The 21,591-nt window shown below is 58.1% G+C and carries 21 protein-coding genes and 1 pseudogene; 21 read left to right on the forward strand and 1 reads right to left on the reverse strand.

Annotated features, from left to right (window positions below):
* The first annotated feature begins 4 nt into the window (after positions 1 to 4).
* The 21 genes and pseudogenes from GOB83_RS10110 to GOB83_RS14975 all read left to right on the forward strand — a co-directional run.
* On the forward strand, positions 5 to 1,480 hold the full coding sequence (locus tag GOB83_RS10110) for a nickel-dependent hydrogenase large subunit (protein ID WP_165925964.1): 1,476 nt from the start codon (positions 5 to 7) through the stop codon (positions 1,478 to 1,480).
* Positions 1,480 to 3,789, forward strand: coding sequence for a carbamoyltransferase HypF (gene hypF / locus GOB83_RS10115; RefSeq protein ID WP_198911998.1), 2,310 nt, complete (start codon positions 1,480 to 1,482; stop codon positions 3,787 to 3,789). Before GOB83_RS10110 ends, hypF begins: the two co-directional genes overlap by 1 nt.
* A 174-nt stretch (positions 3,790 to 3,963) precedes the next feature.
* Positions 3,964 to 5,043 carry a hydrogenase small subunit gene (locus tag GOB83_RS10120; protein ID WP_025825895.1) on the forward strand — a complete coding sequence of 360 codons (1,080 nt, stop codon included), beginning with the start codon at positions 3,964 to 3,966 and terminating at the stop codon, positions 5,041 to 5,043.
* Positions 5,040 to 6,860, forward strand: a complete 1,821-nt coding sequence (locus GOB83_RS10125) for a nickel-dependent hydrogenase large subunit (protein ID WP_095349795.1) — start codon at positions 5,040 to 5,042, stop codon at positions 6,858 to 6,860. Before GOB83_RS10120 ends, GOB83_RS10125 begins: the two co-directional genes overlap by 4 nt.
* Before the next feature lie 13 nt (positions 6,861 to 6,873).
* A complete protein-coding gene (cybH, locus tag GOB83_RS10130; RefSeq protein WP_086646434.1) occupies positions 6,874 to 7,635 on the forward strand; it encodes a Ni/Fe-hydrogenase, b-type cytochrome subunit in 762 nt (253 codons plus the stop codon).
* Positions 7,636 to 7,853: 218 nt separating this feature from the next.
* Entirely contained in the window at positions 7,854 to 8,504 is a 651-nt protein-coding gene (locus GOB83_RS10135) for a HyaD/HybD family hydrogenase maturation endopeptidase (RefSeq protein ID WP_095349796.1), read from the forward strand.
* A 3-nt stretch (positions 8,505 to 8,507) separates the two neighbouring features.
* Positions 8,508 to 8,876 carry a HypC/HybG/HupF family hydrogenase formation chaperone gene (locus GOB83_RS10140; protein WP_165925966.1) on the forward strand — a complete coding sequence of 123 codons (369 nt, stop codon included), beginning with the start codon at positions 8,508 to 8,510 and terminating at the stop codon, positions 8,874 to 8,876.
* Positions 8,877 to 8,882: 6 nt separating this feature from the next.
* Complete coding sequence (locus GOB83_RS10145; RefSeq protein WP_165925967.1) at positions 8,883 to 9,293, forward strand: thioredoxin domain-containing protein; 411 nt, start codon at positions 8,883 to 8,885, stop codon at positions 9,291 to 9,293.
* Positions 9,290 to 10,180, forward strand: coding sequence for a hydrogenase expression/formation protein (locus GOB83_RS10150; RefSeq protein ID WP_165925968.1), 891 nt, complete (start codon positions 9,290 to 9,292; stop codon positions 10,178 to 10,180). Before GOB83_RS10145 ends, GOB83_RS10150 begins: the two co-directional genes overlap by 4 nt.
* Positions 10,177 to 11,019, forward strand: a complete 843-nt coding sequence (gene hybE / locus GOB83_RS10155; RefSeq protein ID WP_165925969.1) for a [NiFe]-hydrogenase assembly chaperone HybE — start codon at positions 10,177 to 10,179, stop codon at positions 11,017 to 11,019. Before GOB83_RS10150 ends, hybE begins: the two co-directional genes overlap by 4 nt.
* 2 nt (positions 11,020 to 11,021) lie before the next feature.
* The gene (locus GOB83_RS10160; RefSeq protein WP_165925970.1) at positions 11,022 to 12,026 is read left to right on the forward strand and encodes a nickel-dependent hydrogenase large subunit; all 1,005 of its coding nucleotides are present in this window, start codon (positions 11,022 to 11,024) and stop codon (positions 12,024 to 12,026) included.
* The gene (hypA, locus tag GOB83_RS10165) at positions 12,019 to 12,360 is read left to right on the forward strand and encodes a hydrogenase maturation nickel metallochaperone HypA (RefSeq protein WP_165925971.1); all 342 of its coding nucleotides are present in this window, start codon (positions 12,019 to 12,021) and stop codon (positions 12,358 to 12,360) included. The genes GOB83_RS10160 and hypA overlap by 8 nt, the downstream gene beginning before the upstream one ends.
* A complete protein-coding gene (gene hypB / locus GOB83_RS10170; protein WP_165925972.1) occupies positions 12,360 to 13,292 on the forward strand; it encodes a hydrogenase nickel incorporation protein HypB in 933 nt (310 codons plus the stop codon). The genes hypA and hypB overlap by 1 nt, the downstream gene beginning before the upstream one ends.
* A gap of 7 nt (positions 13,293 to 13,299) precedes the next feature.
* The gene (locus tag GOB83_RS10175) at positions 13,300 to 14,787 is read left to right on the forward strand and encodes a sigma-54-dependent transcriptional regulator (RefSeq protein WP_165925973.1); all 1,488 of its coding nucleotides are present in this window, start codon (positions 13,300 to 13,302) and stop codon (positions 14,785 to 14,787) included.
* A 1-nt stretch (position 14,788) separates the two neighbouring features.
* A complete protein-coding gene (locus GOB83_RS10180) occupies positions 14,789 to 15,070 on the forward strand; it encodes a HypC/HybG/HupF family hydrogenase formation chaperone (RefSeq protein ID WP_086646444.1) in 282 nt (93 codons plus the stop codon).
* A gap of 3 nt (positions 15,071 to 15,073) precedes the next feature.
* The gene (hypD, locus tag GOB83_RS10185; RefSeq protein WP_165925974.1) at positions 15,074 to 16,195 is read left to right on the forward strand and encodes a hydrogenase formation protein HypD; all 1,122 of its coding nucleotides are present in this window, start codon (positions 15,074 to 15,076) and stop codon (positions 16,193 to 16,195) included.
* Positions 16,195 to 17,250 carry a hydrogenase expression/formation protein HypE gene (hypE, locus tag GOB83_RS10190; RefSeq protein WP_165925975.1) on the forward strand — a complete coding sequence of 352 codons (1,056 nt, stop codon included), beginning with the start codon at positions 16,195 to 16,197 and terminating at the stop codon, positions 17,248 to 17,250. Before hypD ends, hypE begins: the two co-directional genes overlap by 1 nt.
* A gap of 1 nt (position 17,251) precedes the next feature.
* Positions 17,252 to 18,298 (forward strand): HoxN/HupN/NixA family nickel/cobalt transporter, encoded by a 1,047-nt coding sequence (locus tag GOB83_RS10195; RefSeq protein ID WP_165925976.1) that lies wholly within the window; start codon positions 17,252 to 17,254, stop codon positions 18,296 to 18,298.
* Positions 18,299 to 18,307: 9 nt separating this feature from the next.
* Positions 18,308 to 19,633 (forward strand): RNA polymerase factor sigma-54, encoded by a 1,326-nt coding sequence (rpoN, locus tag GOB83_RS10200; RefSeq protein ID WP_165925977.1) that lies wholly within the window; start codon positions 18,308 to 18,310, stop codon positions 19,631 to 19,633.
* A gap of 477 nt (positions 19,634 to 20,110) precedes the next feature.
* On the forward strand, positions 20,111 to 20,632 hold the full coding sequence (locus tag GOB83_RS10205; protein WP_165925978.1) for a RidA family protein: 522 nt from the start codon (positions 20,111 to 20,113) through the stop codon (positions 20,630 to 20,632).
* A 51-nt stretch (positions 20,633 to 20,683) separates the two neighbouring features.
* Positions 20,684 to 20,821, forward strand: a pseudogene (locus tag GOB83_RS14975) (IS5/IS1182 family transposase); the annotation flags it as partial.
* A 102-nt stretch (positions 20,822 to 20,923) separates the two neighbouring features.
* Here the strand turns inward: GOB83_RS14975 and GOB83_RS10215 are convergent.
* A complete protein-coding gene (locus tag GOB83_RS10215; protein WP_165925979.1) occupies positions 20,924 to 21,469 on the reverse strand; it encodes a suppressor of fused domain protein in 546 nt (181 codons plus the stop codon).
* Between the last annotated feature and the right edge of the window lie 122 nt (positions 21,470 to 21,591).

Consider the following 21,591-nt stretch of genomic DNA (forward strand, 5'->3'; position numbering starts at 1 on the left):
GTATATGGTGGAGCAGACAAAAACCCGGCTGGTGGCAGGCCCTTTCAACCGCGTGGAAGGGGATCTGGAAGTGCGGCTGGATGTTGTGGGGCATCAGGTGGAGCGGGCCTGGGTGAATGCGCCGCTCTTCCGGGGTATAGAGCGGGTGCTGGAAGGCCGCACCCCCATGGATGCACTGGTTATTGCGCCGCGCATCTGTGGCATATGTTCTGTCTCCCAGTCCCATGCGGCCGCACTGGCGTTGGGGGGAGTTATGGGCATGGTGCCAACCCATAACGGCCAGCTTGCCACCAACCTGATTTTGGCGACTGAAAATCTGGCAGATCACCTTACGCATTTTCACCTGTTCTTCATGCCCGATTTTGCCCGCCCGGATTATGAGGGACGGCCTTGGTACCCCCGTGCGTATGAGCGTTTTGCCGCGTTACGCGGGAGTGCCGTGCGCGGTATTTTGCAAACGCGGGCACTGGCACTGCATGTCATGGGTATTCTGGCAGGGCACTGGCCGCACACGCTGGCCATACAGCCCGGCGGTTTGTCCCGCGGGGTGGAAAAGCAGGAATGCACGCGCCTGCTGGGTATTCTGGGGGGTGTACGCGCCGCGCTGGAGGACAGTCTGTTTGGCGCAAGGCTGGAGGATGTTGCCGCCCTGTCCGCCCCGCAGGACCTCCGCCACGGGAGGGATAAACAGAACGGATCAGATTTTGGGCTGTTTTTACAAATTGCCCAGGACCTTGCCTTGCAGCACAGTGGGCGTAGCTACGATCGGTTTTTAAGTTTTGGGGCGTATCCGGGTTTTGAATCTGATCCCCGGCAACGCCACTGGCGCTCTGGTATTTTTGAATCCGGGTCCGTGCGGGCCTTGAATATTCAAGAGGTGCGGGAAGATCACACCTTCAGCCATATGGCGCAGGCCCCGCAGCCTTTGCCTCCGTTTGAAGGCACAACCGAACCCCATATGCGCGAGGATGCGTCCTACACATGGTGCAAGGCGCCCCGCATGGCGGGGCTGCCGTGCGAGACGGGCGCTCTGGCCCGCCAGCTTATGGCAGGCCAGCCATTGGTGCGTGCACTTGTGGCTGATCATGGTGGGAATGTTCTGTCCCGCGTGGTGGCGCGGCTTGTGGAGGTTGCACGGCTTGTGCCGCTTATGGAGCAGTGGGTCCGCGCCCTACGTCCGGGCGAGCCGTGGTGCCACGCCCAGCCCGGCACCGTGCCCGATGGGCGCGCCATAGGTATGACAGAGGCTGCCCGTGGTGCTCTGGGCCACTGGCTTTGCGTGGAAAAAGGCCTGATCTCACGCTATCAGATTATAGCCCCGACAACATGGAACTTTTCACCGCGAGACAGCGCCGGGGTGGAAGGCCCGCTTGAATACGCGCTAAGGGGGGCTCCCGTAAAAGAGGGGGAGCAGACCCCGCTTTCCGTGCAGCATATTGTGCGCTCGTTTGACCCGTGCATGGCATGTACCGTGCACTAATGCCCGAGTGTGCTGAGGAAATTTTTGTAACAGGTTTGGTGCAGGGGGTTGGTTTTCGGCCTTTTGTATGGCGTCTTGCGCAAAAGCTGGGGCTGCGGGGCTATGTGAGCAACCGGGGCGATGGCGTGCGGATTGTCGTAGCCGGGCCACCAGAGCGGGTGGCGGCACTGGTGGACGCGCTCGCAAGCCCGCCTCCTCGTGCCCGCATTGTGGCGCTCAAGCGCAGCATGGCGCAGGACGAAGGCTGGCAGGGTTTTACAATACAGGCCAGCCAGCCCGGTACGGTGCAGGCTGGCATTGTGGCGGATCTGGCTATATGCCCCGCCTGCATTGCGGAAATTGCGGATAAAAAAGACCGCCGCTATCAGTATGCTTTTACAAACTGCACAGATTGCGGGCCACGTTTTTCCATTGTAACCGGCATTCCGTATGACCGTGCCCGCACGACCATGGCGGCCTTTGCCATGTGCCCCGCCTGTGGGGCCGAATATGCCAACCCGCAGGACAGGCGCTTCCATGCCCAGCCCGTTGCCTGCCCGGTGTGCGGCCCCCGGTTGACGTTTGTCTCCGGACAAAAGGGGAGCAACCCTGTTGTGGGGGATGGGGCGCTTGATCACGCCGTGAGCAGTCTGCTGGCGGGGCAGGTGGTGGCCATAAAGGGGATCGGGGGTTTTCATCTGGCCTGTCTTGCCGGTTCGGAGGCGGCTGTTGCAGCACTGCGGGAGCGCAAAAGCCGGCCCACCCGCCCGCTTGCGGTTATGGTGCGGGATATGGCTATGGCGGAAGACTATGCCCATTTCTGTGCCGCGGAGCGTCAGGCGCTGGAGAATGTCTCAGCCCCCGTCGTGCTGGTCCGCCAGCGCAGGGAGCGGGCTTTTGCGCCCAATGTGGCTCCGGGTATGGAGCGGGTCGGGCTGCTTCTGCCCTATACGCCGCTGCATGTTGTGCTCATGCAAAAAATTGGTCAGCCGCTGGTCATGAGCAGTGCCAACCGTTCGGGGCAGCCGCAGGTTGTGCATAATGCCGAAGCGCTGGAGGACCTGCAGGGCATTGCAGATGCGTGGCTCATGCACGACCGGCCTATTGCCAGACGGCTGGATGATAGCGTGGTGCGTGTGCTGGCCGGGCAGGCACGGGTTTTGCGCCGGGGGCGGGGGCTGGCACCAGAACCATTGCCGCTACCGGCTCTTATGGCAAAAGCTCCCCCCGTTCTGGCTATGGGGGGGGATTTAAAAGCCGCGTTCTGCCTGACGCAGGGCGGGCGGGCTCTGCTGTCCCACCATCTGGGGGATATGGCGCAACTGGCTACGGAGCAGGCTATGCTGGCCGCTCTGGCGGATTACAGGGCACTGTTCGGGCAAATGCCTGCCATTGTGGCGGTGGATGCCCACCCCGGGTACCGTAGTCGCGCTGTAGGGCAAAAACTGGCGGAAGATCACGGCTGGCAGCTTGAGACAGTCTGGCACCACCATGCACATATTGCCGCTAGCATGGTCGAGAATGGGTGGGAGCAGGGGCCAGTTCTGGGGCTGGCGCTTGATGGTACGGGTTATGGGCCGGATGGCACCTTATGGGGGTGCGAAATACTGATGTGTGATTATGCCCATATGACCCGCTTGGGCCGTTTGGCCACAGTGCCCATGCCGGGGGGAGAAAAAGCCGCGCGTGAACCCTGGCGCATGCTTTTGGCACATCTGGACAACGCTTTGGGGGCAGAGGAATCCTGCAAAGTGCAGGCACAACTCTGCGCGCTAAAGGACAAGCCGGTGGATGCCCTGCGCTCCATGGTACGTGCGGGGGTTAATGCTCCCCTGACCAGCTCCGCCGGGCGCCTGTTTGATGCCATGGCAGCCCTTGTTGGCACGGCCCCAACCCGCCTGAGTTATGAGGGAGAGGCCGCTATGCAACTGGAAGCGCTGGCTGAAAGGGCAGAAGGAGCCTGTGAGCCGCTGGAGTTTGGTTTGCATCTGTGCGGCACCTTGCTGGAAATAGACGCTGCTCCCATGTGGCGCGCTGGCCTGCACAGGCTGGTAGAAGGGGTTGCTGCCCCCGAACTGGCCTGGGCGTTCCATGCCGGGCTGGCGCGTGTTCTGGCCAAAGCCGTAGGCCAGCTTGCCCGGCGTAAGGGGTTGGGTACGGTGGCGCTGGCGGGCGGTGTTATGCATAACGGTGTGCTTGTGGGCCTGCTGGTGCCGCTTTTGCAGGCCGCCGGGTTGCGCGTGCTCCTGCCCGCGCATGTGCCTGCGGGGGATGGCGGGCTGGCTATGGGCCAGGCTGCGGTGGCGGCATACCGGCACAGTCAGGCCTGAAATAACAGATAAAAGTGGAAAGCTGGCTGCCAATTCTGTCGGCAGGGCTGTGTCCATTGGTGTGTCTGGGGCGGAGCCGCCTGCCTTTTTGGGACGTGGCACACTTCTTGCTTTCTCCTTGTAGGTAATTGCGGACCTGTTCTGGTTCGCCGCCTGAGGAGGACGTCTTCATTGATGGCTGGACTTGAAACGTTTTATGACGTGATGCGACGGCAGGGCATTACCCGCCGCTCGTTTATCAAATACTGCTCGCTTACCGCTGCGGCCCTTGGTCTGGGGCCTGAGTTTGTGCCCCAGATTGCCAGCGCGATGGAAACCAAACCCCGCCTGCCCGTATTGTGGCTGCATGGGCTGGAATGCACCTGCTGCTCGGAAAGTTTTATTCGCTCGGCACATCCTTTGGTCAAGGATGTGGTCCTGTCCATGATCTCGCTTGATTATGATGATACCCTTATGGCGTCTGCCGGGCATCAGGCTGAGGCCATTCTGGACGAGGTCATGGAGAAGTACCACGGCAACTATATTCTGGCCGTGGAGGGGAACCCGCCCCTTAATGAAGATGGCATGTACTGCATTATTGGCGGCAAGCCATTTGTGGAGCAGCTTAAAAAAGTGGCCAGCGGGGCCAAGGCCATTATCTCGTGGGGGTCATGCGCTTCGTATGGCTGCGTGCAGGCGGCTCGGCCCAACCCCACACAGGCAACCCCCGTCCACAAGGTTATTCTGGACAAGCCCATTATCAAGGTGCCCGGTTGCCCACCCATTGCCGAGGTCATGACCGGCGTTATTACCTACATGCTCACATTTGACCGCCTGCCCGAACTTGACCGGCAGGGGCGGCCCAAAATGTTCTACTCCCAGCGCATTCACGACAAATGTTACCGCCGCCCGCATTTTGATGCAGGCCAGTATGTGGAAAGCTTTGATGATGAAGGGGCCCGCAAGGGGTACTGCCTCTACAAGGTCGGTTGCAAAGGCCCAACCACCTATAACGCCTGTTCTACCGTGCGGTGGAATGATGGCGTGTCCTTCCCCATCCAGTCCGGTCATGGCTGCATTGGCTGTTCCGAAGATGGGTTCTGGGACAAGGGGTCATGGTACGCAAGGCTCCAGAATGTCGGGGGTTTTGGCATAGAAGCCAGCGCGGACAAGGTAGGCATGGTTGCCGCTGGAGCCGTAGGTGCGGGCCTTGCCGCCCACGCCGCCATAAGCGCGCTCAGCCGCGCACGTTACAAAGGGGATGATGCCCAATGACCACGCTCCAGACACCAAACGGTTTTGCGCTTGATAACGGTGGCAAGCGCATTGTGGTGGACCCGCTGACCCGCATTGAAGGGCATATGCGCGTTGAAGTTAATGTGGATGAGCAGAACATCATCCGCAATGCGGTTTCCACCGGCACAATGTGGCGCGGGCTGGAGGTTATTCTGCGTGGGCGCGACCCGCGTGACGCATGGGCTTTTGTGGAGCGTATCTGCGGTGTGTGCACCGGCTGCCATGCTCTGGCCTCCGTGCGTGCGGTGGAAGATGCGCTGGATATTCGCATTCCCACCAACGCATTCCTTATCCGCCAGATCATGGCCAAGGTTCTGGCATGGCATGACCATGTCGTGCATTTTTACCACCTGCATGCGCTGGACTGGGTTAATCCGGTCAATGCTCTGCGGGCGGACCCACGTGCAACATCCATGTTGCAGCAATCGGTTTCTCCCAACCACGCCAAATCTTCTCCCGGTTATTTCCGCGATGTGCAGAACAGGTTGAAAAAATTTGTGGAGAGCGGGCAGCTCGGCATTTTCAAAAACGGGTACTGGGACAGCAAAGCCTATCTGCTCCCGCCCGAAGCCGATCTTATGGCTGTAACGCACTACCTTGAAGCACTGGATTTTCAAAAAGAAATTGTAAAAATCCATACCATTCTGGGGGGTAAAAACCCGCACCCCAACTACATGGTTGGCGGCGTTCCCTGCGCGATCAATATTGATGGGGACATGGCAGCGGGGGCTCCGCTGAACATGGAGCGCCTGAACTTCATCAAACAAAAGCTGGATGAGGCTTACGAGTTTTCGCAAAACGTGTATGTGCCCGATGTTATCGCGATTGCCAGCTATTACAAAAACTGGCTCTACGGTGGTGGTCTGGCAAACCATAACCTCATGGATTACGGCGATTACCCAACTGTGCAGGGGGATAAATCCACTGACCGTCTGCCCGGTGGTGTAATCCTGAATGGCAACTGGAACGAAATCCACCCGATTGATGCCCGTGACCCGCAACAGGTGCAGGAGTTTGTAACCCATAGCTGGTACAGCTACGGGCAGGGCCGTGAAGATATTGGGCTGCATCCATGGGATGGGGTAACCGACCCACATTACGCTCTGGGCAGTGGGGCCAAAGGCACGCGCACCAATATTGAGGCGGTGGACGAAAACGCCAAATATTCGTGGGTCAAAGCACCGCGCTGGCGTGGCAATGCGTGTGAGGTCGGGCCTCTGGCGCGCTATATTCTGGCGTATGCAAAAGGCGTGCCCTACGTTAAGGCGCAGGTGGATGATGCACTGGGGCGCTTTAACGCGCTGGCGGGCACCAGCTTTACCCCGCAGCAGGCGCTGCCAACCACCATTGGGCGTACGTTAACCCGCGCGCTGGAAGGGCATTATTGTGCCCAGCAGTTGCTGGATGATTACGATGCCCTGATCACAAATATCCGCAATGGTGATCTGGCAACAGCCAATATGTCCCGCTGGGACCCCGCAACATGGCCCAAGGAAGCAAAAGGCGTTGGCCTTGTGGCTGCTCCGCGTGGGGGTCTTGGTCACTGGATCAAAATCAAGGATGGCCGGATAGAAAACTACCAGTGCGTGGTGCCCAGCACATGGAACGCAGGCCCGCGTGATGCCAAAGGCAATATTGGTGCATTCGAAGCCTCGCTTCTGGGCACGCCCATGGCCAACCCCGAACAGCCGGTGGAAATCCTGCGCACCCTCCATTCGTTTGACCCCTGCATGGCCTGCGCCACGCATGTCATGGCACCAGATGGGGATGAACTCGCCCGCGTAACCGTGCGCTAAGGGGGATAGCCCGATGGTTCCATCCAAATCAAACATCCTGACCGACGAGGATTTGCAGGGCACAAACCTGCAGGGGCAAAACGCGCGCGCATTGCGTGCGCGCAAGCTCACCACGATTTATGTGTATGAAGCCCCTGTGCGGCTCTGGCATTGGGTGACTGCGGCCTCTATCGTTGTGCTGGTTATTACCGGGTATTTTATTGGCTCTCCTCCCCCCTCACTGTCGGGGGAGGCCAGTAACCATTTTCTTATGGGCTGGATCCGCTACCTGCATTTTTCTGCGGCGTGGATTTTTGCCGTAGGGTTTGCCGGGCGTATTTTATGGACCTTTATGGGCAATATTTACACGCGGGAGCTTTTTTATATCCCGGTCTGGCGCAAGGATTACTGGAAAGGCCTGCTGGACGAAATACTGGTCTATGCCTTTATCAAAAAGCAGGGCGAAAAAACAATCGGGCATAACCCGCTTGCCCGTACGGCCCTGTTCTTCTGCTTTACCCTGACCGGCCTGTTCATGATTATCAGCGGGTTCGCGCTGTATTCTGATGGCACCGGAATTGATAGCTGGGAAGGCAGGGTTTTTGGCTGGGTCATGCCTTGGCTTGGGGGCAGTCTTGGCACTCACTTCCTGCACCACTGGGGTATGTGGGTTATTATTCTGTTTGTTATGATTCATATCTACACCGTCACGCGGGAGGATATTATGTCCCGTCAGACGTTGCTCTCCGCCATGACCAATGGCTACCGCTCTTACAGGGATGACCGCCCTGAGTGAGAGGACTGTGACCATAAAACTGGTCAATCTGGAAATATAGAGTCCACAAAATCCCGCCATCACATTTACGTGTTGGTGGGATTTTTGTATTTGCCCGGTCGCGTATCTGCCATTCTGGAAGTTGGCATGGTTCTTGCTTCTATTGAATGGCAGGAAAAGCGCGAACCAGTTCAGGCCGGTTCGCTGTTTCCCACACAGGGTAGCAGGAGGCGGCAGACGTGGCGGCAGACGCGGTTCTATATGGCAATGAGCGGAAAATTCTGGTGCTGGGCATCGGGAATATCCTGTGGGCAGATGAGGGGTTTGGTGTTCGGGCTGTTGAGCACCTTGCCGCGCATTACAGTTTTGGCCCGGATGTGCAGATCATGGATGGTGGCACACAGGGGCTATACCTGCTGCCCGTGCTGGAAGACCTTGAAACCCTGATTATAGTGGATGCCATAGATTTTGGCCTCGCCCCCGCCACCTTGCACCATGTGGAAGGCTCTGCCGTGCCCGCCACAATTGGCGCGCGGAAGATGAGCCTCCACCAGACCGGTTTTCAGGAAGTGCTGGCCCTGCTGGAGCTGCGTGGCCATGCACCGCGCGCTATTCATCTGGTGGGCGTACAGCCTGTGACCATGCAGGATTATGGCGGAGGATTGACCGAGGCCGTTGCCCGGCAGGTGCCCCACGCCGTGCATATGGTGCTGGAGCTTCTGGCGCAGCGCTACGGTGTTTGCCCCACGCCCTTGCAACACGCACCAGCGCCGGGGGCAGGGGTAATGACTCAGGCCGTAGCCCGCACGGCGTATGAGCAGGGCCGCCCGTCCGAAGAACTGGCCTGCCGCTATGGTGATGAACGCGTGCTTGCGCGTAGCGGGGTATAAACCATGTGCCTTGGCATCCCCATGAAAGTGCTGCGTTGCGAAGGGAGCTTTGCGCTTTGCGTGGCAGAATCTCCCCCCGGCCAGCAGCAGTCCGCCCGGCAGGAGCAGGTTGATACCATACTGGTGCCCCATGTGCAGGAAGGGGACTATGTGTTGGTTTTTATGGGCATGGCACGTGCACGCATGGAGCCGGATGAGGCCCGCAAACTGCAAGATGCCCTTCAGGCTCTAGCCACACTGGCCGCAGCGCCAGTGGATGCAGGGGCCGCCCAGCAAATTGTAACCCACGGGTTTGCAGACCTGTGCAATGCGCCACCGCGCCTTCCCCCCCACCTTCAGGCTGCATTCGATGCAGGGCTTACGGAGGCCTGAGTAAAAATGTCCGTTCTAGAACTTCCTCTGGTGCAGGGGTTAACAACCCGGCACGGTATGCCCGTTTTGCACACGCTGGAGCAGGCACAGGCAGGCTATGTGCTGCTGTTGCTACCTAGCCACGCCAGAATACATCTGGAAACTCCAGACCTTGCAGCCATTTTGCCGGACCTGTTGCAGTTGGGGGCTGCCCATTTGCGGGGCGCGCAACCGATCAGTGGCGCTGTGGCAGATGCCGCGCTGGAGGCCGAACTGGTGCGGGATGAGGGTGATCTTTCCCTCCCCGCACTGGTGGTGCTGGAAAACGGGCAGGTCAAAGCCAGCATTGCGCGCATGCGCGACTGGGATACCTATGTCAGCAGGTTTGGGGCACTTTTTGCTCCCTCCACAACAGCAGGCGGGGAGCCGGTGGTATGAGCGCATCTTTTATGTTCCCCCCCGTCGGGTTTGGTCCGGGTTCGCAGATCGGGCAGGAAGATGAGGAACTGAACTATCTGGCCATGCCATCGGGCGTTCATGTGTACGAACCCCATGTGCCCGAGATTGATGACCCGGCTACCATGGCGGCAACGCTTGCCTTTCTGGGCGACCTGCAAAAACAGGCACAGGCATGGCGGGAGGGAGATGCCCGCATGCTGCCCCGGCACAACCTGAGCCCGGCTGCTGGTGCTGCGGTAAATGATGCTCTGGGGGAGGGGGAAGTCTCCGCCAGGCTGGAAGACACCGCAGGGCTGGTAGAGGTGCAGGAAACGGTTTTTGCAGGCATATGGTCCCTACGTGCCTATGGTGGTCCGCCGGGGCAGGATGTGCGTGAACAGGTGGAGGTCTCGGCTTTTCCCAAAGCACTTCTGGCGCGTGCGTTCCCGCTCAGGCGTGCCCGCCCCGATATGGCGGCGGGTGTGGCTGATGGGGTTGTGAACGCTCCCGCTATTTTGACCGAACTGTTTGACCGGAGCGAAAACTGGAAGCCCCAGAATAGCCCCCATGTTGTCAACCTGAGCCTGCTGCCCCATACGCCGGAGGATATGGCCCTGCTGGAAACCAGTCTGGGCCGGGGGCGGCTGACCATTCTCTCACGCGGGTATGGCAACTGCCGGATAGAGGCAACAGCAACGCCCCATGTCTGGCGTGTGCGTTATTTTAATTCCATGGATACGCTTATTCTGGACACGATAGAAGTGTCTGCCGTGCCCGAAGTGGCCTGCGCTGCGGTGGAAGATATTGCAGATTCTGCCACCCGCCTGCGCGAAATATGCGCCGTGCTGCAAGAGGAAAGTGCCAGCCCGCAGGGAGGGCAGGCATGAGCAGCCTCACCCCACGGTTTGAGGGGTCTTATCTGGGGGATACCGCACGTCTGGCGGATGATGCGGTTATGGAATGCAAGATCTGCTGGAGTGTGTATGACCCCGCAGAAGGGTGCGAGGTATGGCAGGTGCCCCCGCATACACCGTTTTCCAGCCTGCCGGATTACTGGCGCTGCCCTACATGCGATGGCGCAAAAGAGCAGTTTATGGTGGTGTCGGCATCCCCCGTGCCGCCCGGGCCTGCGGGGGAGGTAGCCGCCAGTAATGCCGCCCTTACGCAAGAGGAGCCCAAACACACGCCAGACCCGGCCAGTGGCTTTGCCCGTGCGCTGGAAGATGTGTTTGCAGATATTTATGCCAGCAAGATGCGGGGCCTGCCGTTTGTAAACGAAGCGCTTAACGTTAAGGCCGTAGGGTTCTGTTCGTTTGAAGGGCAGTTGGTCGGGGCATTGGTCACACCGTGGTTCATGAACCTGATCGTGCTCCCCGCTGCGGGTACGGATTGGTCTAGCGTGGTTTCGGGCCATAAAAAACTGCTGGAATTCCCCTCCGGAGCCTACGAGTTTACTGCGGCCTTGCGTGATGGAGGGGACGGCGCACTTCCGGGTTACTGGGCGTGTTCGCTGTTTTCACCCATGTTCAATTTTACCACCATGCTGCAAGCGGTTGATACGGCGCAGGCTGCCGTGCGCGGCTTGCTGGACCCTGCACTCCACCCGCAGCCCGGCACCGCCCAAACCGCAGCACCCGTTCCGCAGGCCGGGCAACCGGCAGAAACGCCGGATATGGACCGCAGGAGCCTTCTGGTCGGTCAGTCAGCCAGAAGGGCGGGGGGCTAGGTATGATTGGCACAATTCTCCTGCGTGGCGGGCAGGCCGGGCAGCCCTGGCAGGTGCAGACACATAATGTGGTCGATGCCGGGCTTTTATGTGCTGGTTTGCCGCCGGAGCAGGCTCTGGCGTTAATCGGCCGGGTTTTTGGCCTGTGCCGGGTCGCCCATATGGCGGCAAGCGCACGGGCCATGGGGTTGGCCGGGCATGCAGTGCCCGACCATGCCCGCATGCAGGATGAAATTTTGCAAGATCACGCCTTGGCCCTGCTGGTAACTCTTCCCGCCCAACTGAACCTGCCCCCACAGCGCGAGAGCCTGTGCCGGGTTTTGCAGGACCGGCAGGCAGGGCGCGCCATTGCAGGCGAGTTGACAGGCACAAGCGTAAGTCTGGCGCACATGAACGCTCAGGCGTTTGAAGCATGGCTTGCCACTGGGCAGACGGAAAACGGTGCTTTTCTGCCTCGGCTGCTCAATCGTTGCCGGAGTGCTCTGCAAGGTGTGGGGGCGGCGGTGGGCATGGCAGGGCTAACCCCACAGGCTGTGCAGGCCCGGCTTGCGCATGAGCGGGGGCAGCCTGTTCCCGCCATGGCGTATGATGCCAGTATCTGGCCCGATTATGCACACTACCCCGTTATGCAGGCTCTGGCTGAAGCGGGAGAGGTCACGCCCTTTGCACGGCTGGTGGCCCGGTTGCTGGAGTTTCTGGCCTGTCTGGAAGGGCATGCGGGGGGCATGTTTGCACGTGTGAACCCCTTTTTGGCCAGCATGGGGGCCGGATTTGGGGTGGCCCGGGCCGCGCGTGGCATGCTGGTCCATGCCGTGCAGGTGCGCAACGGACTGGTCACAGATTATCAGATCCTCTCACCCACGTTCTGGCATATGGCAGAAGGGGGGCTTTTCCGGCAGGCCATCTCCCGCCTGCGGCCCGGCTGCGCTAAGTTGTCGGTCGAGTGTGTTCTGGCCGCGCTTAACCCTTGCGTGCCTGTTACGGTGGAGGCAACGCACCATGCATGAAATGTCCTTATGTGAAAGCCTGCTGGGCGTGATTGAGGAGAGCGCACGGCAGGAGGGGTTTACAAAGGTTACGTGCGTCAGGGTGGAAGTGGGGCGTTTTGCCGGGGTGGAACTGCCCGCCATGCGCTTTGGCTTTGAGGTTGTGGCACGGGGCACAGTGGCCGAAGGCGCAAGGCTGGACTTTGTGGATGTGCCCGCTAGCGCATGGTGCTTTGACTGCGGGCAGACTGTGGTGCTCGAAAACCGTCTGGACCCATGCCCCCTATGTGGGGGTGTGCGCCTGCAACCTTCAGGCGGGACGGACATAAGGCTGAAAGACATGGAGGTAATCTGATGTGTACAACATGTGGCTGTAGCGGCGATGGCGCAACGTTTGAAGGGGAGAACCACGCCCACCCCCACGGTGCGCACCACCACCATGACCATGCCCACCCGCATGAACATGAACATGAGCACGCTCACGATCACCCGCACCCGCATGACGGCGCGCATGACAACGGCAATCTGGACTATGGCAGTGGTCCAGCCCGCTCGCATGCGCCGGGGCTGTCTCAGGCACGGATGGTGGAAATCGAGCGGAATATTCTTTCCAAAAACGATACCTATGCCGCCAGCAACCGTGCCCGTTTTGCACAGAATGGCAATCTCGCCCTTAACCTGCTGGCAGGCCCGGGGGCTGGCAAAACCACGTTGCTGGTTGAAACACTTAAAACGCTAGCAGGCACCATTGCGTGCTCGGTGATTGAGGGCGACCAGCAAACCAGCAATGATGCAGAGCGCATCCGGGCGACCGGCACACCTGCCATTCAGGTCAATACCGGCAAGGGCTGCCATCTGGATGCCCATATGGTGGGCCATGCGGCAGAACACCTTGGGATGAGCATGGGCGGTATTCTGTTTATCGAGAATGTAGGCAATCTGGTCTGCCCGGCGGCATTTGACCTTGGGGAAAAACTGCGCGTCACGCTGCTTTCCGTAACGGAGGGAGAGGATAAACCCCTTAAATACCCGGATATTTTTGAAAAAGCGGATATGGTCCTGCTGACCAAGACCGACCTGCTGCCGTATCTGGATGTCGATGTTGCAGCGCTGGAAAGTAACGTAAAGCGCGTAGCGCCTGCTGCACGTATCCTGCATGTTTCTACCCGCAACGGGCAGGGCATGCCCCAATGGCTGGACTGGCTGAAGGACGAGCGTCGCGCCCTGCTGGACGGGCTGGCCGCACAGGCGCAGGCCCGCGCGGACATGCTGCGCGCAGCGGAGTAAGCAAAAAGTGGTAGCACCTGCCTGCATTCTGGTTGTTGATGATGAACCGCGCTCCGTGGAGGTTATTGCTCGTATTCTGCGTGAAGACTTTGAGGTTCTGAGCGCAACCAGCGTGGAGCAGGCCCGCGCCTTGCTGGAAAATAACTGGGTCCACGCCATTTTTTGCGACCAGCGGATGCCGGGCATGAGTGGTGTGGAGTTTCTGGCAGAAGTGCGCGCCCGCTGGCCTGACATCGTGCGGATGATCGTAACCGGCTATACCGAACCGGACGACATGATAGACGCCATTAATCAGGCCGGTATCTACCAGTATATTACCAAGCCGTGGCACCCGGACCAGCTTTTGCTGGCCGCACGGAATGCCACACAGCTTTTTGCCATGCAGCGGGAATACGAGCGTCTTTCGCTCGAACTCAGGCTGGCGCCACCTGTGGTGGAAGGGCGTTTGCGCCAGCAGCGGGAGCGGGTGGCAGGCAGCTACCATTTTGACTCCATCATCCGCAGCCCAGCCAGCCCGATGTGCGATGTTTGCCGGCAGGCCGCCAAAACAGCGGTGTTTGACATTCCGGTGCTGATTGAAGGTGAAACCGGAACAGGCAAGGAGTTGCTCGCCCGGGCAGTACATTACGCCAGCCAGCGCAGTGCCGGGGCATTTGTTGCCGTCAACTGCGGGGCCATACCGGATGACCTGCTGGAATCCGAGCTGTTCGGCCACCGTAAAGGCGCTTTTACCGGAGCACATGCAAATCGTCGGGGGCTTGTGGAAGAGGCTGACGGTGGCACGCTTTTTTTGGATGAGATTGGGGATATTTCTCCCGCGTTTCAGGTCAAGATCCTTCGTTTTTTGCAAGAAGGCGAGTTCCGCCCCCTTGGCACAAATGAGACAACGCGTGTGGATGTGCGTGTACTGGCCGCAACTCACCGGGACTTGCGGGCAGAGGTACGGGCAGGGCGGTTCCGGGAGGATCTGTATTTCCGCCTTACAGGCATGGTGCTGAGCATCCCTCCGCTTCGGAGCCGGCCTGCGGATATTCATGTTCTGGCACAGCACCTGCTGGACGCCGCCTGCGCACGGCACGGGCGGCATGTGCGCGGTTTTGCACCCGGCGTTATGGACGTGCTGGTGCGCTACGCCTGGCCCGGCAATGTGCGTGAACTGCAAAACGAAATCTTGCGCATGCTGGTGCTGGCGGAAAGTGACTGTCTGGGGCTGGACCTGCTTTCCCCCATGCTTATGGGGGTGGGGCCCGTTACGGTCACACCACAGGCACCACTTGCTGCTGAACCAACTGTGCATGACAGCGGCACCTTGCAGGAACGCATGGACGCGCTGGAAGCCGATGTGCTGATGGAAACCATAGCCCGGTGTGGCTGGAACAAAAGCCTGACCGCGCGTGAACTGGGCCTCTCCCGCGTGGGGCTGCGGGCCAAGCTTGAGCGCTACGGTATTGTTCCCGATGCGGGAAAACAGAGTTTACAGAAGGGAAATTCCTGAAATGTGTCTTGGTATTCCCGGCCGCATAACGGCAATTGTGGATGAGCAGGCCATGCTGGCCGAGGTGGACGTATCTGGCGTGCGCAGGCAGGTGGATGTGCTGTGTGTTGCAGAACCGGGCAAACCGTTGGCCGAGCTTGTGGGCACATGGGTGCTTGTGCATGTAGGCTTTGCCATGAGCCGGATAGACGAGGCAGAAGCGCAGGAAACCCTGAGGCTGCTCGCCAGCATGGATGAACTGGCAGGGGAGCTGGACACCATGCGTAACAGCGCGCGGGCCTGAGCCATGCAGTTTGTAAAGGAGTTCCGCAACCCGCATCTGGCTGAAGCACTTCTGGCGCAGATCAACCTTGTCGCCGAGCGTATCGGGCGTACCCGCAAGCGCCCTGTTACGGTTATGGAGGTGTGCGGCGGGCACACGCATACGATTTTCCGTTATGGGCTGGACCGGCGGTTGCCTGCCAATATCGAGTTTGCCCATGGTCCGGGTTGCCCGGTGTGTGTTCTGCCCAAAGGGCGTATTGAAGATGCCATAGCCATTGCGCACAAGCCCGGTGTGATCCTGACCACATTTGGCGATGCCATGCGTGTGCCCGGTGGCAGTGGCAGCCTGTTACAGGCCCGCGCTGCGGGGGCCGATGTGCGTATGGTGTATTCCCCGCTGGATGCGCTGGCCTTGGCACGGGCCAACCCGGAGCGGCAGGTCGTATTTTTTGCTTTGGGGTTTGAAACCACAGCGCCATCCACCGCCCTGACTGTTTTGCGAGCTGGTGCAGAAAAAATCAGCAATTTTTCTATTCTGTGTCAGCATATTACCATTATTCCCACCCTGCGCGCACTGCTGGAACAACCCGACTTTGCTGTAGATGGGTTTATTGGTCCCGGCCATGTTTCCATGGTGATTGGCACAGAGCCTTATGCCTTTATTGCACAGGAGTTCAAACGTCCGTTGGTCGTGGCGGGCTTTGAGCCGCTGGACATCCTGCAATCCCTCCTGATGGTGCTCCTCCAGATTGAGGCGGGGGATGCCCGGGTGGAAAACCAGTACGCACGCGTGGTGGCCGCACAGGGGAACCGGGCTGCCATGGCCGCCATTGCGCGGGTTTATGAGGTCCGAGAAGCATGCGAATGGCGTGGCCTTGGCCAGATTGCAGGGTCCGGCCTGCAATTGCGGGCTGAGTGGAGCCGTTTTGATGCGGAAAAACGCTTTGCCGTGCTCCCTCACCATCTGGCGGATCAGGAGCAATGCCGTTGCGGGGATGTGCTGACAGGGCGGATCAAACCCCCGCAATGTCAGGCGTTCGGGCGGGCCTGTTCGCCTGACCATCCATCCGGTGCGCTTATGGTTTCCTCCGAAGGGGCTTGCGCAGCGTATTACGAATATCATGGCGTAGGGGAGGCAGCATAATGTCCGGCACTCTAACTGGAGTTGGTGCAGATGGCCGCATTACGCTTGCACATGGTGGTGGCGGCAGCGCCATGCGCTCCTTAATTGATGAGGTGTTTCTGGCAGCCTTCACTCAAGGCCCGCCAGCAGTGCAGGAAGATCAGGCCCGGCTGGACCTGACCACACTGGCGCAGGCGGGGGACAGGCTGGCATTCACAACAGATGCTTTTGTGGTGGAACCACTGGAATTTCCCGGTGGGAATATTGGAACATTGGCCGTGTGCGGCACGGTTAACGATCTGGCTGTGGGTGGTGCTACTCCTGTTGCCCTGTCGGCTGCATTTGTGCTGGCAGAAGGGCTGGAGCTTGCCCTGCTCCGCCGGGTGGTGGAGGCCATGGCCCGGAGTGCAGCGCAGGCTGGTGTGCGTATTGTTACGGGGGATACCAAGGTTGTGCCCCGCCATGCCTGCGACGGGCTGTTTGTAACCACAAGCGGGGTCGGGGTTATTCGGCCCGAACACACCATAAGTATTGCCGCAGGGCAGCCGGGGGATGTGGTGCTGGTCAATGGCACATTGGGGGACCATGGGGCGGCCATATTGTGCGCACGTGGGGATCTGGCCCTTCAGACGCACCTGCAAAGTGATTGCGCCCCCCTGAACACGCTGGTGGATACTCTTTTGCGTGCTGTCCCCAGTGTGCACTGCATGCGGGATGCCACGCGCGGTGGCGTTGCCGGGGTGCTGAGCGAATTGGCAGAGGCCAGCAACGTGCTGGTTACGGTGAATGAGGCCGCTTTGCCAGTGCACCCCGAAGTGGAAGGGGTGTGTGAAATTCTGGGGCTGGACCCGTTGTTTCTGGCCAACGAGGGCAAACTGGTGGCCGTTGTTCCCGCATGCCATGCGGAGCACGCACTTGCCGCCATGCAAAGCCACCCGCTGGGGCGCAATGCTGCCATTATTGGCACGTTGCAAGCCAGTGCCAGCGGGCAGGGGGCTGTTCATGTTGTTAATGAGTTTGGTGGTGCACGGGTTTTAACCATGCCATCAGGCGAGCAATTGCCAAGGATTTGCTAATATGCGGCAAAACCCATCTGTTCCGGCTTTAAGCCCCTTTGGCATGGTAGCCCGCTCCATGCAGGGTTACAGGCTTCTGGCGGCTTTGCTGTTTTTTAACGTGCTGGCCTGGGTGGCGGCATGGTTCTGTTTTGGGGGGAATGCCACGCTCTTGGCATCAGCTTTGCTGGCATGGGTGTTTGGCCTGCGCCACGCCATGGATGCCGACCATATTGTGGCCATCGACCTTGTTACCCGCAAGCTTATGGTGGCCGGGCGCTCTCCCTTGGGGGTGGGGCTGTTCTTTTCTCTGGGGCATTCCTCGGTTGTGTGTCTTGCCGTGCTCTTTCTGGCAGTATTGCCGACGCATGACTGGCTGGAGCGCTGGCACCTTGTGGGGGGGAGTGTTGGCTCGGCGGTTTCCATCTCCTTTCTGTTCCTTATGGCGGCGTACAATGTGTATGCGGCTTGGCGGCAATGGCATGCGTTGCGGCACAAGAGCGATATGCCCGATACACCCCCAGGCGGAGTGATGGCACGCCTGTTTGGCCCGGCCTTTCGGCTTATCGGGCGGTCGTGGCAGATGTATCCGTTGGGCTTCCTGTTTGGTCTGGGGTTTGATACGGCAACCGAGGTCGGCCTGTTGGGTTTGGCTGCTGCCCAGAGCGCACAGGGGCTGGGGCTTGTGGGTATTCTTATGTTCCCGTTGCTGTTTACCGCAGGCATGTCTGCCATAGACACGCTGGATGCGGTGCTGATGATGCGCGCCTATGGCTGGAGCGCACATACGCGCACCCGCCGCCAGATTTATAATCTGGCCATTACCAGCATATCCGCTCTGGCGGCCGTTGGGGTTGGAGCTACGGAATATGTGGCCGGGCTGGGGGAAGATGGTACCGCAGGGTCTGCCCTTGTGCAGATGGCCTCTGGCCTTGCGGAGCATTTCCCACTTTTGGGCAGTGTTATTCTGGCAGTGTTTCTGGCGTTATGGGCTGGCGTTTTTCTGTGGGATAAAGCGGCACTCCGGCGGGCGGAGGGCATGGCTCCCGTGCCACATACCAGGAGCTGAGTCTGCGCCATGCGCACGGTTCTGGAGCAAAAGGTCCGCCACAAACAGGGTGTTGCCGTAACACCCAGAATGCGCGAGGCGCTCCGGCTGTTGCGTCTGCCACAAGCGGATATGGATGCTTATATCGCCCAGCAGGTTGAGCAGAACCCTTTTCTGGAACTGCCAGACTGGGAGTGTGATCGGGGCGCGGGCCGTCCGGGCCAGTCTGGTGCGGCCTCTACCCAGGATGCGGCCGAACGGCTGGCCTCGGCTGATGTGTCGGTTGAGGAGCAGATGCTCCGCCAGATCGCACTTTCCGTCAGACCCGCATGGCTTTGCCGTTTGGCGGCGCTGTTGCTGGAAGAAGTAGATGAATACGGCCGCTTATCCTCCACCGTGCTGGATACATTCTGCCAGAGCCGTGGCGTTGTGCGGGCCTGCGCGGAAGAGGCCCGGCAATACCTGCTCAGGCTGGAGCCGGTAGGGGTTGGGGCTTTTTCTGTTGCCGAATGTTTTGCCGTACAGCTTGATGATGAAGGGCTGTTAAGCGAGGCATTTACCAGATTGCTGGCTAACCTTAACCGTCTGGTCAAAGGGGATCGGGCCGGGTTGGCAGCGCTCTGCGGCGTGAGTGCGCAGGAACTGGAGCAGATGCTCCTGACCCTGCAACGTCTGGAACCATATCCTTATTGCAGGCAGGCTGTGGAACCAGCCCTGCTGCGCCGTGCCGAACTGCGCGTTGAACAGGACGAACAGGGCACATGGCATGTGTTTGCGTATGCAGACCCGACACAAGGCCTGACGCTGAATACGCAATTGCGGAGCCAGCTTTCCACGCGCATGAGCGTGCGTGAAAAAGGGCAGGTCAAGGACTGGATGACCAACGCACGCTGGCTTTTGAATGTTGTTGCCAAAAGGCGCAAAAGCCTTGTTCTGCTAGGGCAGAAAATTCTGGCCCGTCAGCCCGATTTTTTAAACCGGGGTGTAGAGGCATTGCATCCGCTTACCATGTTCCAGATTGCACAGGACATGCAGGTGCATGAAAGCACGGTCAGCCGGCTTGTGGCGGACAAATACATGTCCACACCAGATGGTGTTCTGCCGTTACGCTTCTTTTTTACAGCCGGGGTGGGTCGCCACGGACAGGCCCCGCCACGGGCCGCGGCGGCCGCCAGAGCCTGCCTGCGCAGGGTCGTGCGGGAAGAAAAACCAGATAACCCTCTTTCTGACAGCGCTCTGGTCGAAGTTCTGGAGCAGCAGGGGTTCAGTGTATCACGGCGCACTGTTGTCAAATATCGCCAGCTTATGGGAATACGCTCATCCTTTGCCCGCAAAGGGCATGCTGCCACAGTATAAACGCGTATTGCATTGCGAGGGCGTCGTTCATTCAACGCGACCGTGATCTCCGACCATCGCCAATAGAACCTGACCTGTGAAAAGCACGATTTACTGTTTGTAGCGAACAGGCAGTGCGCTTATGCCAAAGATGCAGAAATACTCTGATTTTGTCTTTGTTGTTTATACGGAATGGTTTACGCAAAAGTGGTGTTACAGCCTTTGCAGTGGAGCAGGGGATATGCCTCTTACGTTGGATGCTTGCATGAAGGGGCGGGAGCCCGCATTCCCACATTTGTAAATGACCATATACCCGCAAGCAGTATCCTGAGTAGTTAAGGTGGCATGCCGTGATTTTCGGGCTTGCCGAGTGACCGGAAGGTGGCTGATGTAGTGGCGTATATTCGCATTCATTCTGGTAATAACTACAAATACGTTCTTAACCCTGCAGATATTGCGTTTATGCGCCAAAACCTGACACAAGCGGTGGAGTAGGTTATGTATATTTTAAAAGTTCTTGTTGCTAAAACCCTGTTTGCGACAACGGCTCTTGTTGTAATGGGTGGCATCCTCCCCGCGTGCGCGCAAGGTGGCGTTGTCCGGCATAATGAGGCCGCATACCCCATTGCCTCCGCCATTGAGGTGCCCGCAGGATACTCAACTGTTTATGTCAGCGGTATTGGTGCTCCCATAACAAATCTTGCTGCTCCTGCCAAAAGTGTGGAGGCCTATGGCTCCATGGCAACCCAGACGGAAGGGAGCCTGAAGCGGATTAAGGATATTCTCAAAGATATGGGGCTGGGTATGGGGGATGTGGTGCAGATGCATGTTTTTATGGTTACGGATGCGCAGACCAAAAAAATGGACTTTGAGGGCATGATGCAAGGCTACACAAAATTTTTTGGCACCAGAGAGCAGCCTAACCTGCCGGTCAGGTCGGCTTTTGGGGTGGCGCAACTATCCAGACCCGGTTGGTTGGTGGAAATTGACGTTGTGGCAGTCAAACCACCACATCATTAATGTCGGGACTTATTAATTTATTGAACTGAGTGAAAGGGGGGCACAGGCTTACATGCCTTTGCGGATCAGTAATCACGAACGGGGCTGTTCGTCTGAACCTTAGGCATCGTGCGAGCCATCATGAGGATTGGACTGGCCAATATCATCCACAACATGCGTGGTTTTCTCTTTATGGAGCGGATTAACTAAAACAGGTCCATGAATTTTCTACGTCAACCGGCTACTCCCAAGATCAGGTAGAAAAGTTTTCAATTCACGTTTCTTCGGTACCCCCGAGCCAATAATTCCATATTATTTTCGGAATGGATTATGTAAATCAGTGTTATTGTCATCCCAATAATCTTCTAAATATTCCCACCCGTTATTTTCAATAATATCTTTATCTGAATTTGTTATTGGAACAACCCAAATTGCCAAAATTCCAATTTTTTCCATATTAATCTCAAACTCTTCACTTCTATATGCTGGTAATGTAAAATATATCCCACATGTATTATCATTCGGCCATATATGATCTTCTTGATCTGGAAATAAAATGAAATTTCCTCTTTTTGGAAAAGGTATATGCTTCTCTATTAGCATTGAAACATAATAGTCCATCATGGATGCCGCATTTTCTGACGCCAATTCGCCATCAAACTCCATAAACCATTCAGATTTTTTGTTATTGAAAATAGTTAAATTACTCAAACCTAGAGTGCTTATGAATTGGATATCGTGTTTTATGTAATCAACTATCTGAACTTTATTGTTCACAGAATTTTTCATAGATCTTCTAATTTCTCCAAATTCTTTTTCCAAAGAAAATGGGAGTTTGCGTTTTGAGAAATTTTTCATTGCTTCTCGCTTCTGCGATTGTAGTTCGGGTATCTAATGCTGTTCTATCCTGATAATTATCAATTATATATTGTCGTTCAAGATTATAACCAAATAAATTGACGCTGCATGAGGGTTCCATT

The organism is Acetobacter fabarum (assembly GCF_011516925.1).
GTDB classification, from domain to species: Bacteria; Pseudomonadota; Alphaproteobacteria; order Acetobacterales; family Acetobacteraceae; genus Acetobacter; species Acetobacter fabarum.

Bases quoted from the DNA above. Each gene is read 5' to 3' on its own strand.
- hybE (WP_165925969.1), top strand. From the start codon at position 10,177: ATGAGCAGCCTCACCCCACGGTTTGAGGGGTCTTATCTGGGGGATACC.
- hypE (WP_165925975.1), top strand. From the start codon at position 16,195: ATGTCCGGCACTCTAACTGGAGTTGGTGCAGATGGCCGCATTACGCTT.
- GOB83_RS10120 (WP_025825895.1), top strand. From the start codon at position 3,964: ATGGCTGGACTTGAAACGTTTTATGACGTGATGCGACGGCAGGGCATT.
- hypD (WP_165925974.1), top strand. From the start codon at position 15,074: ATGCAGTTTGTAAAGGAGTTCCGCAACCCGCATCTGGCTGAAGCACTT.
- hypA (WP_165925971.1), top strand. From the start codon at position 12,019: ATGCATGAAATGTCCTTATGTGAAAGCCTGCTGGGCGTGATTGAGGAG.
- GOB83_RS10215 (WP_165925979.1), bottom strand. From the start codon at position 21,469: ATGAAAAATTTCTCAAAACGCAAACTCCCATTTTCTTTGGAAAAAGAA.
- GOB83_RS10125 (WP_095349795.1), top strand. From the start codon at position 5,040: ATGACCACGCTCCAGACACCAAACGGTTTTGCGCTTGATAACGGTGGC.
- hypB (WP_165925972.1), top strand. From the start codon at position 12,360: ATGTGTACAACATGTGGCTGTAGCGGCGATGGCGCAACGTTTGAAGGG.
- GOB83_RS10150 (WP_165925968.1), top strand. From the start codon at position 9,290: ATGAGCGCATCTTTTATGTTCCCCCCCGTCGGGTTTGGTCCGGGTTCG.
- GOB83_RS10145 (WP_165925967.1), top strand. From the start codon at position 8,883: ATGTCCGTTCTAGAACTTCCTCTGGTGCAGGGGTTAACAACCCGGCAC.
- GOB83_RS10205 (WP_165925978.1), top strand. From the start codon at position 20,111: ATGTATATTTTAAAAGTTCTTGTTGCTAAAACCCTGTTTGCGACAACG.
- GOB83_RS10195 (WP_165925976.1), top strand. From the start codon at position 17,252: ATGCGGCAAAACCCATCTGTTCCGGCTTTAAGCCCCTTTGGCATGGTA.
- hypF (WP_198911998.1), top strand. From the start codon at position 1,480: ATGCCCGAGTGTGCTGAGGAAATTTTTGTAACAGGTTTGGTGCAGGGG.
- GOB83_RS10180 (WP_086646444.1), top strand. From the start codon at position 14,789: ATGTGTCTTGGTATTCCCGGCCGCATAACGGCAATTGTGGATGAGCAG.
- cybH (WP_086646434.1), top strand. From the start codon at position 6,874: ATGGTTCCATCCAAATCAAACATCCTGACCGACGAGGATTTGCAGGGC.
- GOB83_RS10110 (WP_165925964.1), top strand. From the start codon at position 5: ATGGTGGAGCAGACAAAAACCCGGCTGGTGGCAGGCCCTTTCAACCGC.
- rpoN (WP_165925977.1), top strand. From the start codon at position 18,308: ATGCGCACGGTTCTGGAGCAAAAGGTCCGCCACAAACAGGGTGTTGCC.
- GOB83_RS10160 (WP_165925970.1), top strand. From the start codon at position 11,022: ATGATTGGCACAATTCTCCTGCGTGGCGGGCAGGCCGGGCAGCCCTGG.
- GOB83_RS10140 (WP_165925966.1), top strand. From the start codon at position 8,508: ATGTGCCTTGGCATCCCCATGAAAGTGCTGCGTTGCGAAGGGAGCTTT.